The sequence below is a fragment of the Sediminibacillus albus genome (genome assembly GCF_900101125.1).
Taxonomy (GTDB): Bacteria; Bacillota; Bacilli; order Bacillales; family Amphibacillaceae; genus Sediminibacillus; species Sediminibacillus albus.
The window spans coordinates 146,222-159,266 of record NZ_FNFL01000002.1; the positions used below are offsets into that span (position 1 = coordinate 146,222).

12 protein-coding genes, 1 tRNA gene and 1 riboswitch are annotated in these 13,045 nt (G+C 42.0%); of the genes, 7 read left to right on the forward strand and 6 right to left on the reverse strand.

The annotated features are described in order from the left end of the window. Window positions 1-28: 28 nt before the first annotated feature. Both BLR93_RS06860 and BLR93_RS06865 read right to left on the reverse strand, forming a co-directional pair. Window positions 29-1,528, reverse strand: a complete 1,500-nt coding sequence (locus BLR93_RS06860; protein WP_093212630.1) for a sodium:solute symporter family protein — start codon at window positions 1,526-1,528, stop codon at window positions 29-31. A gap of 188 nt (window positions 1,529-1,716) precedes the next feature. Then, window positions 1,717-1,869, reverse strand: a riboswitch (SAM riboswitch). A 286-nt stretch (window positions 1,870-2,155) separates the two neighbouring features. After that, a complete protein-coding gene (locus BLR93_RS06865; protein WP_093212632.1) occupies window positions 2,156-3,679 on the reverse strand; it encodes an AbgT family transporter in 1,524 nt (507 codons plus the stop codon). 341 nt (window positions 3,680-4,020) lie between these two features. On the opposite strand from BLR93_RS06865, the gene BLR93_RS06870 reads away from it, so the two are divergent. Both BLR93_RS06870 and add read left to right on the forward strand, forming a co-directional pair. Further along, window positions 4,021-4,284, forward strand: a complete 264-nt coding sequence (locus BLR93_RS06870; protein ID WP_093212634.1) for a hypothetical protein — start codon at window positions 4,021-4,023, stop codon at window positions 4,282-4,284. 142 nt (window positions 4,285-4,426) lie between these two features. Further along, window positions 4,427-5,503: an adenosine deaminase gene (gene add / locus BLR93_RS06875; protein ID WP_093212636.1), complete on the forward strand. Its 1,077-nt coding sequence runs from the start codon at window positions 4,427-4,429 to the stop codon at window positions 5,501-5,503. 214 nt (window positions 5,504-5,717) lie between these two features. Here add and BLR93_RS06880 read toward each other — a convergent pair whose 3' ends face one another. The 4 genes from BLR93_RS06880 to BLR93_RS06890 all read right to left on the reverse strand — a co-directional run bounded on the left by BLR93_RS06880 (window position 5,718) and on the right by BLR93_RS06890 (window position 8,876). Further along, on the reverse strand, window positions 5,718-6,320 hold the full coding sequence (locus BLR93_RS06880) for a nitroreductase family protein (RefSeq protein ID WP_093212638.1): 603 nt from the start codon (window positions 6,318-6,320) through the stop codon (window positions 5,718-5,720). A gap of 230 nt (window positions 6,321-6,550) precedes the next feature. Continuing rightward, window positions 6,551-7,273 carry an amino acid ABC transporter ATP-binding protein gene (locus BLR93_RS17980; protein ID WP_175559282.1) on the reverse strand — a complete coding sequence of 241 codons (723 nt, stop codon included), beginning with the start codon at window positions 7,271-7,273 and terminating at the stop codon, window positions 6,551-6,553. Then, window positions 7,274-7,936 (reverse strand): amino acid ABC transporter permease, encoded by a 663-nt coding sequence (locus tag BLR93_RS17985; RefSeq protein WP_175559283.1) that lies wholly within the window; start codon window positions 7,934-7,936, stop codon window positions 7,274-7,276. 157 nt (window positions 7,937-8,093) lie between these two features. After that, a complete protein-coding gene (locus BLR93_RS06890) occupies window positions 8,094-8,876 on the reverse strand; it encodes a transporter substrate-binding domain-containing protein (RefSeq protein WP_093212640.1) in 783 nt (260 codons plus the stop codon). A 332-nt stretch (window positions 8,877-9,208) separates the two neighbouring features. On the opposite strand from BLR93_RS06890, the gene BLR93_RS06895 reads away from it, so the two are divergent. The 5 genes from BLR93_RS06895 to BLR93_RS06915 all read left to right on the forward strand — a co-directional run bounded on the left by BLR93_RS06895 (window position 9,209) and on the right by BLR93_RS06915 (window position 12,788). Continuing rightward, window positions 9,209-9,298: transfer RNA gene (locus tag BLR93_RS06895), tRNA-Ser, on the forward strand. Window positions 9,299-9,429: 131 nt separating this feature from the next. Further along, the gene (locus BLR93_RS06900) at window positions 9,430-10,305 is read left to right on the forward strand and encodes a 6-phosphofructokinase (protein WP_093212642.1); all 876 of its coding nucleotides are present in this window, start codon (window positions 9,430-9,432) and stop codon (window positions 10,303-10,305) included. 149 nt (window positions 10,306-10,454) lie between these two features. Beyond that, on the forward strand, window positions 10,455-11,588 hold the full coding sequence (locus BLR93_RS06905) for an acyltransferase family protein (protein ID WP_093212644.1): 1,134 nt from the start codon (window positions 10,455-10,457) through the stop codon (window positions 11,586-11,588). A gap of 361 nt (window positions 11,589-11,949) precedes the next feature. Beyond that, window positions 11,950-12,411: a chemotaxis protein CheW gene (locus tag BLR93_RS06910; RefSeq protein ID WP_093212646.1), complete on the forward strand. Its 462-nt coding sequence runs from the start codon at window positions 11,950-11,952 to the stop codon at window positions 12,409-12,411. 20 nt (window positions 12,412-12,431) lie between these two features. Beyond that, window positions 12,432-12,788 carry a response regulator gene (locus BLR93_RS06915; RefSeq protein WP_093212648.1) on the forward strand — a complete coding sequence of 119 codons (357 nt, stop codon included), beginning with the start codon at window positions 12,432-12,434 and terminating at the stop codon, window positions 12,786-12,788. Window positions 12,789-13,045: the final 257 nt, after the last annotated feature.

A 13,045-nucleotide genomic window follows, 5' to 3' on the forward strand; every position in this document is an offset into this window, starting at 1 on the left:
TTGTCTTGGTTATTAATGACTGTTAAGGCTAGGCACTGTGTTTACTGGCCAAATGTATTTTAGGACCGATAGCGGCAGCAATGATGCTCGCTATATACATTGCGGCTAAACCGAGGGTCGAACTGACAAACAAAGCAATGTATAAGTTCGGCAGGAGATGAAACTGGGTGAATGCCAAAAACGAAAGGGAACCAGTTAGTACCGAAGCAATTGCTCCAGTTTGGTTTCCTTTATTCCAGAAGTACCCAAGCAGCACAGGCCCGAAGACCCCGCTGATAATGGCGGAAAAACTAAATTGGATTAACATTGCCAGCGATTCCGGACGATTTATCGACAGGTATAACGATGCCAGACCGACACATAACAAGGAAGCTTTGGCAATAGCTACCGAGCGTTGGTCATGATTGATGTGCGGAAGATGTGCTTGCGTTCTTCGAGCCAGAGGCAGGTAGATATCATTGCCGATACTTGACGTGATAGAAAGATAAAGACTATCTGTACTTGATAAAACAGCGGATATGACTCCAACAATCATGAAAGCTACTATAACAGGCGGAAAGGCTTCGATTAAATATGCCGGCAGTGCCTGATCTGCTTCAGGTAGCCCTGGAACGAGAATTCGGGCGGCAAACCCGCCAAAAACAGGCAGGTAGGATATAAAGAAAAGATGGACACCACTGGAAATTACGAACGGCCGCAGCTCCTTTTCTGTTTCAATCGCCAAAATCTTATTCAGCAGATGGGGCATTAACACAAAACTAATCATCAAAAACTGAATAGCTAATACCGTCGGAACGCTGTCATATGGTCCATCCTGTGAAAATGTCGATACCAGCGGAGGATGGATTGCCTCCAGCTGTTGAAATACACGGTTAAATACATTAATACCGCCGCCGATCGTCCAAAACAATGAAACAAGGATCAGCACAGAAGTGATCGACATTAGTACACCTTGGAAGGCATCTGTAATAATTTGGGCGTATGCGCCTCCCAATCCAATATAGACAATCGTAATCAAGACACCGAGAACAACTCCCCAAATATAAGGAATACCGATGACTGCTTCAAAAATTGTAGCCAGCCCAACATTTTGGCCGACAATGTAATAAATATTAAACAGCAGTAGAACCGAAACCATGATTTGTAAAGTGTTACTGTTATAGCGTTTTCCCAGCCATTCCGGCAGGGTGGAAACACCTCCATTGTTCTTTTGGTATTTCCAAAATGTCTTGGCAAAAAGCAACAAACCTAGCCAAGCCGTTCCAAAGCTCCCAAGTGTGTACCAAAGCACTGAGATGCCATACTGATAGGCGAGCCCCGGTAGTCCTAAATAAAGATTGGCACTAGCAAAGGTTGCCGCAAAACTTGCACCGACAAGCCAGGGACTCACCTTTCCCCGGGCTGTTGCGAAGCCGGCCATCGTCTTGCTATAACGGGCTCCTCTTTTTCCGATATAGGCAACAAAAACAAAGTAAACGATCAGCAAAACAACAATTAGTGTGATTGTCCAAGCAGGCAATGTGTTCATTTAGATGCCTCCCGGTTCTTAGGATAAAGAACAGAACAGACAATGCAGCCAACTATAGCAAAAGCGATGGCAGATAACCCATACATAAGAAACATATCCTTCTCCCCTTCGTGTGGTATAGATTTTATCCAATAAAAAAACCCCTTTCTAAAGAGAAAGAGGTTTAAATCACTAAGTAATCGCCCTTCCTCTTATCTTACAGTATCGCTACTGCAGGAATTAGCACCGTGCTTTAAAGCGGATTAAACCGCGGCGTATTAACACGCCCCATCTCACAATGGTATTACAGTCGGTTGCCGGGCTTCATCGGGCCGTTTCCCTCCACCTGCTCTTGATAAGAGACAACTTCGTTTATTAAATTTTTCGAAAATTTGTTAGGCATAATATTATCAACCTTATACTTGTCTGTCAATTATAAATGGAAAAAAATAATAAACAGCTTTTATGCCGCTGCCAATTTAAACTGGCTGATAGGTTGTTGTTTGCCCAGCCAGTTTTCTCCTGATTTGCTAGTTAGCTGAAAAATAGTGCACTACGTTCATTGCCAGCTAAAAAACCCGGTGGCAGGAATTTCGGAAAGTGCAAAAAAACTCTCTTACCGAAAAGATAAGAGAGTTTTTTAATCGTTTAGTAGTGAATTGGTGATCCTGGTCCAAGGTCGATTCCGAACAGCATCCAGACGATTAAGAATATAGTCCATGATACCAGGAAGAACATGGAGTATGGGAACATAACGGAGATCAATGTACCGATTCCCATCTTTTTGTCGTATTTCTGGGCGAACGCGATGATGATTGCGAAATAAGTCATTAATGGTGTAATAATATTGGTCGATGAGTCAGCTACCCGGTAGGCCATCTGCGTCAATTCCGGTGAATAACCGAGCTGCATCATAATTGGAATGAAGACAGGTGCCATCATTGCCCATTTAGCTGAGGCACTTCCGATAAATAGATTAATAAAACTGGAAACAAGAATGAACAAAATAAGCAGCGGTATGCCTGAAAGGTTAATAGAGTCGAGGAATTGGGCGCCTAAAACGCCGATTACCAGACCCATATTTGTTTCAGAGAAATAGGCTACAAATTGTCCAGCAGTGAAAGCCAGCACAATAAACATTCCCATGGAAGCCATCGTATCAGATAGTTGATTTGCTACATCTTTATCGTTTTTAATATTTTTCGTGACGATGCCGAATACGACGCCGGGAATAAAGAATAAAATTGTAATGATTGGCACTAGCGAACTCATAAATGGAGACCGGATAATTTCTCCCTCATCTCCGCGCAACGCGCCGTTGGAAGGCACGATTAACAGGGCAAACAGAATAGCTCCGATCAGGAAAGCAATGCCGGACCAGATCAGTCCTTTTTTCTCTAAAGGCTCAAGTCCGTTAAGATCCTCTTTCGCTTCCCCTTTGTATGCACCTAAACGAGGTTCGACAATTTTTTCGGTTACCCAGGCACCGACAAAGGTAAGAAAGAATACGGATGCAATGATAAAGTAATAGTTCATGGCAATATTCATGCCTTCTGCATATGCAGGATCTATGATTGCAGCAGCGTCAATGGTCAATTCCCCAAGCATGGCATCTGTTGCTGACAGGAATAAGTTGGCGCTGAATCCTGCAGAAACACCTGCAAAAGCAGCTGCTAAGCCTGCCAGCGGATGTCTGCCCAAAGCAGCAAAAATTACGGCGCCGAGCGGCGGCAGGACAACATATCCGGCATCAGATGCCACACTGGACATAATACCAGCAAACACTAAACCTGCTGTTACAAGGCTTTTTGGAATTGCCAGCACAAATCCTCGCAGGCAGGCACTGATCAAGCCTGTCCTTTCTGCAATACCAATCCCAAGCATTGTTGCCAGTACAACTCCCAGTGGAGCAAAACCAATGAAGTTGTCTACCATGCTTTCAAGTATGTATTGAATTCCTTCTCCGCTCATTAAATTGGTTATTTCTACCGTTTCCCCATCTTGTCCAGGGTGTTCCACGCTCAGACCTGTTGCTGAAAGGATACCTGAAAGTATAACTACTAATAATGCCAATAAAGCAAACAAGGTTATCGGGTGTGGTAATTTATTTCCGGCGTACTCCACTCGATCTAAAAAACGCTGGAATAAGCCTTTTCTCTTTGTTTCGGCCATTTGTCTTCCCCTTTCTCGTTGTGGTAAATCTTTAAATTTTCTGAAAAAAGTCGAGTATACTGCTGGATTATAACTAAAACACATTAAGCAATTTATCATATCTTCGCTGGAAAGAAAAGAGGCATTTTCCTGTTAATAATGGAAATTGATAGTTCTATGGAATCATTCTTCCCGGATAACCGTTAACTTCTTCGCTAACATATACGTGTATTTATCCTTCTATCAAGGCATCCCGATTTAAGAGAAGAAGCCTCTGAAAAAATGGTAGGATGCGATTCTATTTTGCATCTTATCAACGTAATAGTTAATAAGAAAAGCCTAATCGTGGAGGAGGATGAGGAATGAATCATGAATCGGTGTTGGAGGAGCTTTACACAGAGGTAGCCAAGACATGCTCTATGTACGAAATCCCTATCAACCCTTCTATGGATTATCTGGAATTATGGACAAAATTAGCGCAGGTGCTTGACCCGGAAACGAGCAGACTGCTCCAACTCGGATTGGCAGAAGATATAGCAGATCGGAAGGGCTCTGTTTTTGAACAAATGCTGGAAATTTTACAGAAGGAGCAGGGCGGGTTAATCGGGAATCAGCATTTTGGTTAATAGAGTTAACTAAAAAAATAGCTGAGTGAAGTTTGCAGCAGTTGCTTAAATTCCGAGGATGCTTGCTTTTAATAGAGCTTAAACCATCAATGTATTGTAAACATAGCTTACATGGTGGTAGCTAGGCGGCTGTCATTGTTATATGATTAAAACAATATTTTCACTTAGAAATGGGGAATGGAAAGTGAACAGCGATTTGTACAGCCTCATCCAACAGCTGCCTAAGGTAGATCTTCATGTCCACCTTGATGGAAGCATAAAACCGGAAACAGTGCTGGATCTTGCTAATCAGCAAGGCATGGATTTACCTGCGATAACCAGCTCCGGACTGCTTCCTTATTTGCAAGTCACCGATAACTGCAAGGGTTTAAACGATTACCTGAGTAAGTTTCAACTAGGCGCCTCCTTGCTCCAGACAGAAGCAGCGCTGGAGCGGGTTGCCTTTGAAACAATAGAACAAGCCAGCGAACATAATTGCCGGTATATAGAAGTGCGCTTTGGTCCCCAGCTCCATCGGCAGCGTGGTTTAGGTCTGGAACAAGTTATCCAGGCGGTAATTAACGGATTACAGAAAGGGGAAAAGGCATTTGGGATAAAGGCACAGGCGATTGTGTGCTGTCTCAGGCACCAACCTGCCTCTGTGAATTTAAAAGTGGTAGAGGCAGCAGCTATGTTTCTCGGAAAAGGGGTAGCAGCGGTTGATTTAGCTGGAGATGAAGCGGGCTTTCCTGCTTTTTTGTTTAGAAAAGTATTTGCTCTGGCCGAAAAAAAAGGGCTCCCGATTACTATACATGCCGGGGAAGCAGCCGGTCCCGAAAATATAAGAGAAGCAGTTAGTAGACTGGGTGCAGGGAGAATCGGTCATGGAATCAGTCTTAAACAAGATCCAGTGCTATTGCAGGAAATCTGTACAAATAAAATCCCGCTGGAAATGTGCCCGATCAGTAATATTCAAACAAAAGCGGCTGACAGCTGGCAGGAATACCCGATCCGGGAATACTTTGAGCAAGGCCTGACAGTCACGGTCAATACAGATAATTTAACAGTTTCGAACACAGATTTAACCAAAGAATATATGATGCTGGCTGAGAAGCTTGATTTTACAATTACGGAGATAGTCCAGTTGATCAGAAACGGAGTGGAAGCAGCATTTTTGGACATGGCAGAAAAAAACTTGTTGAAACATCAGTTCGTTAATCTGCCATCGCCGCAGAGATAGCACGAGTACTGTGCTTCGGAAATACACTGCACTTTCGGCGGGCGGCTGATACTCCGCTCTCCGAGCTGTTCGCAGGTTATATGAAACATAAGAAATGCAAAAATCGAACGAGTTCGAATGCTTAGGATTTCGAATTATCGTTCGATTTTTGCTTTGGCCACTATCCTTTTGTCCAAACATTTTGGCTTTATGTCAGCTGTGATTTATAGCCGGTTTAGGGTTGAAAGGTTCCTTCATGGATGGACTCTTGCAGCGGACGACGATCTGATGGCTGCTCTCTTTCTTGCAGTTTTTCAGGCAATGCTTCTTTTTCGCCTTGATAGCCGATCGCTACTACTGCATGGATGGCGTAGTCCTCTGGAATATTTAAAACTTCCCGTGCCTTTTCTCGATCAAATCCACCCATAGGATGGGTGATTAGTCCTTTTTGGGAAGCTTGTAAAGAAAGGTAGCCCCAGGCCGCCCCGGTATCGAAGGCATGTGTAGCGTTATCCCCGATTTTATCATTAGTCTTTTTGGAAATGATCAACGCTAACACAGGTGCTTTTTCACACCAGATGCGATTCCCTTCCATGATAAAAGAATTGAATTTTTCCCGGTCTTTTTTTGTTCTCGCCAGGATGAATTTCCATGGCTGGATATTTAGAGCAGAGGGAGCCCAGCGTGCGGCTTCAAAGATACTTAACAGAACGTCTTCCGGGACTTCCTTATCTGCCTTGAATGATCTTGGGGACCATCGATTAATAAATAGCGGGTCAATGTCATACTGTGCTTTTCTTAATTTTTCTATATCGGGTTGGATTTTAGTTGAGCTCATGCGTTCGTTCCTCCTTCATCAGCAATAAGAATGTAGAGTTAGTATATGGAAATCTTTTCTTGAATTCAACATACTTGCTTGGTATTTAACAGAGCAAACGAAAAGACAGAAGAAAAACCAACCGACAGCAATTTTGGCCGGGCAGTGGGTTGCGAAAAAAACGGCTGATGATTAAGGTTTAAATAACCGCCCCCTGCAATTCAGCAAGAAACGGTTATTTGGCTTGGTGGCTATAAGATTTTGCTTAAGAATGACTGGGTTCTTGAATTTTGCGGGTCCTGGAAAATCTGTTCTGGATTCCCTTCTTCCTGGATGATACCTTCATCCATAAAGATGACCCGGTCACCAACCTCACGGGCGAACCCCATTTCATGGGTAACTACGACCATAGTCATTCCTTCCTTGGCTAAGTCTTTCATTACCTGCAGTACTTCACCAACTAATTCTGGGTCCAAAGCGGAGGTAGGTTCGTCAAATAACATGATATTCGGGTTCATTGCCAGGGCGCGGGCTATCGCGACCCGTTGTTTTTGCCCGCCGGATAAGCTTTCCGGATAGGCATTTGCTTTATCAGCGAGTCCAACCTTATCCAGGAGCGGCAGGGCAGACTCTTTTGCTTCATTAAAGGATAAGCCTTTGACCTTTTGTGGTGCTAAGGTGATATTTTCCAACACCGTTTTATGAGGAAACAGATTGAAATGTTGAAATACCATTCCAACGTTTGTCCGCAATTCATTAATGTTCGTGGCTGGGTCCGTCAAGTCGACACCGTCGATGAGCACTTGACCGGATGTGACGTCTTCCAGCAAGTTGAGGCAGCGGAGCAAGGTGCTTTTTCCGGAACCCGAAGGACCTATCACACAGACGACTTCTTTTTGATTTATTTTTGCATTGATGCCTGACAAGACTTCCAAGTCACCGAACGATTTATGTAAATCTTTAATTTCGATCATTTATACATCCAGCTTCCTTTCTAAATGGCGTAAATATACTGACGTGGGAATCGTTATTACTAAATAAAGCACACATACCATCACTAACGTTTCAAAAATCTCAAAGGTAACATTATAATACTGTTTTCCCATGTAGAGCACCTCGGCGACAGCGATAACGGAAAACAGTGACGTATCCTTCAGACTGATGACAAATTGGTTGCCGAGTGGAGGAATCATCCGTTTAAACGCTTGCGGCCAGATAATATACCGCATTGTTTGTCTCTCGGTAAGGCCAAGAGAACGGCCGGCTTCCTGCTGCCCTTTTTCAATTGAATAAACGGCACCGCGGACTATCTCTGCTATGTAGGCTGCCGCGTTAATAGTAATGGCCACAATTGCAGCGGTCAGCGCATTAATGCTGATGCCGATTAAGTCCTCTGTCAGTCCGTAGTAAATAAATAATACCTGGGCCAGAATAGGGGTACCACGAACGATTTCTACATAAACGGTAGACAATCCGCGTAAAATTTTGCTGTTTGACAATCTGCCTAAACCGACTATCCCGCCTAGAATAAAACCTAAAAAGAGGCCGGAAATCGTAATTAAAAGGGTCATTTTTAATCCTTCGAAAAGTGTAGGCAAAGAATCAATATAAGGTGACTCCAAAATTGCATCTATCATTGTTGAATCTCTCCTCGATTAGCGCAAGCTTTACGGCCTGCTTATATGTGAGTAGTAAGTAAACAATAAACAAAAGATCTTCCTCAGCTTCTGTCTAAAAAATAGCGCAACAAGAATGGGTACTTGTTACGCTTAGCATTATTTCGTCCTCTACGGATTATTGCGGAGGCTCTGTACCAAACCATTTTTTATAAATTTCGTCATAGGTACCGTTTTCCTTTATGGTTTCCAATGCCTCATTTACTGGATCGACAAGCTCGGAATCTTTAGGGAAAGCAATGCCGTACGGCTGACCTTCTAGTACGTCGCCTACCGTTTTCAGCTTTCCTTCTGCATTTTCTTTAATGTAATACTTTACATTCGGTAAATCATAAAGCACGGCATCCAGCCGGTCCTTTTCAAGGTTCATATACGCTGTCACAATTTCTGGATAGGCGACTACTTCGGCATCCGTATTATTTTTTAAGTACTCTTCACTGGTGGATCCTTGGCGAGCTCCTACTTTCAAACCATCCACATCATCAATCGATTGGATATCCGACTCCTCGGGCACGGCCAGTATCAAGCCCGAGTCATAATAGGAATCAGAGAAGGAGATCGTTTCTTTACGGTCTTCGGTGATGGAGATACCAGCGACACCGATTGGGAATTTTCCGGATTGCATGGATGCAAGCAGACCGTCAAATTCCATCGTCTTAAAATCTACATTAAAGCCGGCTTCCTTTGCGACTGCTTTTACTAAATCAATATCGAAGCCTTCCATCTCTCCTGTTTCCGGGTTTTTATATTCAAATGGCTGGAAGTTGGCGTCTGTTGCAACTGTGTATGTTTCTCCTTCAGCTGAATCGCTGCCTGATTCTCCCGATGATTCATTGCTCCCGCAAGCGGCTAGCAGTGAAATCATTAACAATGTAATAAGTCCTAGTAATGTTTTTTTCATCCTTTTAGCTTACCCCCTATGTTTTCGCTGTGCCTTTCCATTATCCCAAACATTTAGAAAATGATAAATTTTTAAAAAATTCTATTTTTGTGCAAAGATAGTGAAAAAAGAGTGTCTCAATCAAATAGCGGTGATTTGATGGAAAATATCTGGGCATAAGTTTAAAATCCACTTGAATGCACGAAAATCCCAAATGTAACCAGTTACTCCCTCTGAATTGCAGCTGACTTGAACAAAGGGGCAAAATCTATTATTATTTTCTATATATTCATAGTTGCCAATGGATTCGACTAGTCATCCATGGGTGTATATCGAATTCCAATCACAAACATGGAGAAGTACCCAAGTCCGGCTGAAGGGGATGCACTCGAAATGCATTAGGGCGGGCAACTGCCGCGTGGGTTCGAATCCCACCTTCTCCGTCATTTATTCTTTCCTGAAAAAGTTCCTCTGTGTTTTCCGTTTATATCCCCTTGCTATTCATTTCTTTTATTTGTTTAAAAAAACGGTATAATATTTTGTATGAAACTATTTGGAAGTGAGGCGGTACAACGTGAAGATAGCAATCATCAATTTTGAATTAGCGCCTGCTGGAGTCAACCAGCTATTACATAAGGTCGTGGCAGAACTTTTGGAAAACCATACGGTAACAGGAGTCAGGATGGACCAAAATGACAGCGGTCCCTCTTTTGTAAATTTTAAAAAAGAAAACTTCGCTAGTACACCGTTTCATTTCAAAAATATGCTGCAGCTTTCCCTGCTGCAATCCGAAATCGATGCCTATCAATCATTAACGGAGTTTGATGCCGTCATTGTCGTCGGCCCTGAGCAGGCATTACAATGGATTCAAGCGCAGGAAACAAAAGGCAGCGGGACAAAATTTCTGATGGTGCCTGTTTCTATTTATAATAGTATTGAAGGAACAGATCAGTCTTTAGGATATGATACGGCGATCAATTATATGATTGAAAGTATACTGAAAATAAGGGATACAATTGATTCCCTGAAATATCCCAACCCTCGTCTCGTTGGTGTTCAGCTGGAAGGAGCAGCGCCTGAACATATGCTTGACGAGCTTGCTTTAGCTGTCAAAGGGCATCCCCTCCACCATGATGCCCCGAGTCAGGATATCGACCACTTAAAAACAGCTTTACGGCAAGAATTTTCCAGTGGGCTAACACATTCGTTTTTGATTTTTGATGGAAGGATGGAAGCAGAGAGCATTCCGGACAGCCTTTTGGCAGACATTCCGATGAATTGGAAAACCCACCCGATTGATGAAGCTTTATGTATGGGACCGGAGCCAACTGCCCAGGATCGGATTATTGCAATGAAATTGGCCCGGGATATTATCAGCTGGATTGACGGGAACGGGCCGACGGGGAAGCTGACGATAAACAATCGCCAGACGGCGTTCCAAATAATTTAACCTCCTTTAGTCAGGATTACTAGTAAGCCAGTACCGCCTTATCAGGGCAGTACTGGTATTTTTTTATAAAAATCTGGCTAATTATATAAAAATAAGGGTAATAACCAACTAATCCTTTACTTATATGGAGACCGGGGGTGCGGGTTTTGATGAAAAAATATGATGCTATTGATTTTGGGAAGTTTTTTGCCATGTTCGCAATCGTATTCATTCACTCACAAGCATTTGAGAGCACCCAGCTCGTATGGCTGGACGGGGAGCAGCTAAATTCTGCATTAAAGGTATTTGCGCGGTTTAGTGTTCCGTTTTTCTTTATTGCTTCCGGTTTTTTATTCAGTATGAAAATAAAAACACATCATAAGCCATTCCAATATTTTATTTCCTATAATAAAAAGCTTCTTTTATTATATCTCAGCTGGTTTGTTTTTTATGCTGTCTATGATTTTGGGAAAATCCTCTATCAATCAGAAAGTAGTTCTATTACCGGCAATCCGGAGATAACCGCATATTTACAAAGCCTGTTTACCAGGGAATTATTCATTTATGGGGTAAGCAATACTCAATACCACCTGTGGTTTTTGCCGGCATTAATTTGGGCGGTGGCAATTAGTTATTTGTTCCAGAGGAAAAGCTTGATTGGCTTGCTATTAGTTATCAGTCTTGGCTTACATTTGGCTGGCTTGACTGGGCAGGGGTATTCCCAGCTGTATAACATGTATTTTGAAACTAGAGATCCCTTCTTTTTTGGCTTGTTTTATGTTGCTCTGGGAAGTTTTATCGCCCGTCACTCAGACAAGGCAGAAGCGCTTGCCAGGCGAATCAGCATTCATGTATATATAGTGGCGGTTTTTGCTCTATTCATGCTTCAGCTTGCTGAACGAACATGGACAATGGTACAGCTGCAGGGAAGATATGAAGAATACTTCCTGTCAACGATTCCTCTCAGCTTGCTGCTTTTTCTCGCCGTACTAAAATATAACCAAACAGGGAGAGGAACATGGATCAACAAAATTGGAAGATCGACAATTGGAATATTTGTCATTCACCCTTTTATCATTAGCGTTTCTCATTTATTAATGGAACATTACAATATTCTTACCTGGAAGGAGCATTTTCTGTACGGAATTCTATTTGTCCCGTTTGTTTTTATAACGTCCTTTATTGTATATCAATGGCTTCAATCTGTTAAAAAACAAATCCTGTTTGTATTTACGAGAAGCAGAAAGCCCAACCAGGAATGTTTTCCAGGGAAGCGCAGCTCATCCTTAAGAGGTATGAGATGAATTTCCTGCTAAAAACTTAAGGAATACTTAAAGAATTGTTGATTATTGTTGAAATAGTAAGGAGAATAGTCTAATATTACTAGATATAAAAGAAACAATAGTAGCTAGTTATAAAGGGAATTTCTTCTCAAGATCCATTTAGATAATTCTGGGCATGAGATCAGGTATAGGTTTTTCGGCTGAAAAACGGCTGTTCCTTGTTTTGGAATAGCCGTTTTTGTTTGAACAAATTTTCACTTGAAGATTAATAGGTAGAACAAATCAGTCGATATAATAGTTGTAAATCTATGAATAAATAACTGCTATTTAGTTAGCGGCACTTGATTAGATGATAAGGATCAAAATTATAGGGGGATTCCGTATGGAAAACACAGCAAAAACAATTATTTTTCAATTAAAAGAACAGCAATATGGCGTAGATATTCAACAAGTCCGCTCTATCGAACGTCTGCAGGATGTAACCGAGGTCCCAAACACTTCCGATTTTATCAAAGGGATTATTAACTTGCGAGGCGAGGTAATTCCGATCATCGATTTAAAAGAACGCTTGAATATTGGCAACCAGGCCCACACCATAGAAACGAGAGTGTTGATCATTGACATTGAAAATGTCACTGCCGGCTTAATTGTCGATGAAGCAAAAGATGTGGTCGATATTGACCCTTCCATCATTGATCCGGCACCGCAAATGGTTAGTGGAATTGACCAGGAATACATAAAAGGCGTAGCAAAATTAGAAGCCGGCTTGCTTATATTGTTGGACTTTAAGAAAATTCTGGATCAGGACGAAATGGAAGAGGTTAAAGAAGTAATCGAGGATTAAGAAAGGGAGGTAGATGATATATGACAAGAGTGCTAGTGACAGATGATGCAGCTTTTATGAGATTGCAGCTGAAAGATATATTGACAAAATTGGGTATGGAAGTCGTTGGTGAGGCCGCAAATGGGCAAGAGGCGGTAGAAAAATTTAAAGAGCTTCAGCCAGATTTAGTGACAATGGATATTACCATGCCGGAGATGAATGGTGTGGAAGCGTTGAAGGAAATTAAAAAGCTGGATAGTAGTGCCAAAGTCGTCATGTGCTCCGCTATGGGGCAGCAGGCAATGGTATTGGAAGCAATCCAGTCAGGCGCAAAGGATTTTATCGTCAAGCCATTCACACCAGAACGAATTGACGAAGCCCTACAAAAAATCTTATAAAAAATAACAACAGCTCAAATGTAGTGATTTGGGCTGTTATTATTTTCTTCCGTAAGGTTATGTTTCTTTTGATAAAATAAGTCTTAGATATAGAAACTTACAGTAGCATTACAGTCGATAAAAAATAGTTATTTAGACGCTGGAAAACGGTGGCGAGGAGGATAAATTTGTACTCACTTATCATGATATTATTCATATTTTTCGTATGTATAGGGATTAGTTCCATTCTGAATATACTTTTTAAGATGACTACAAAG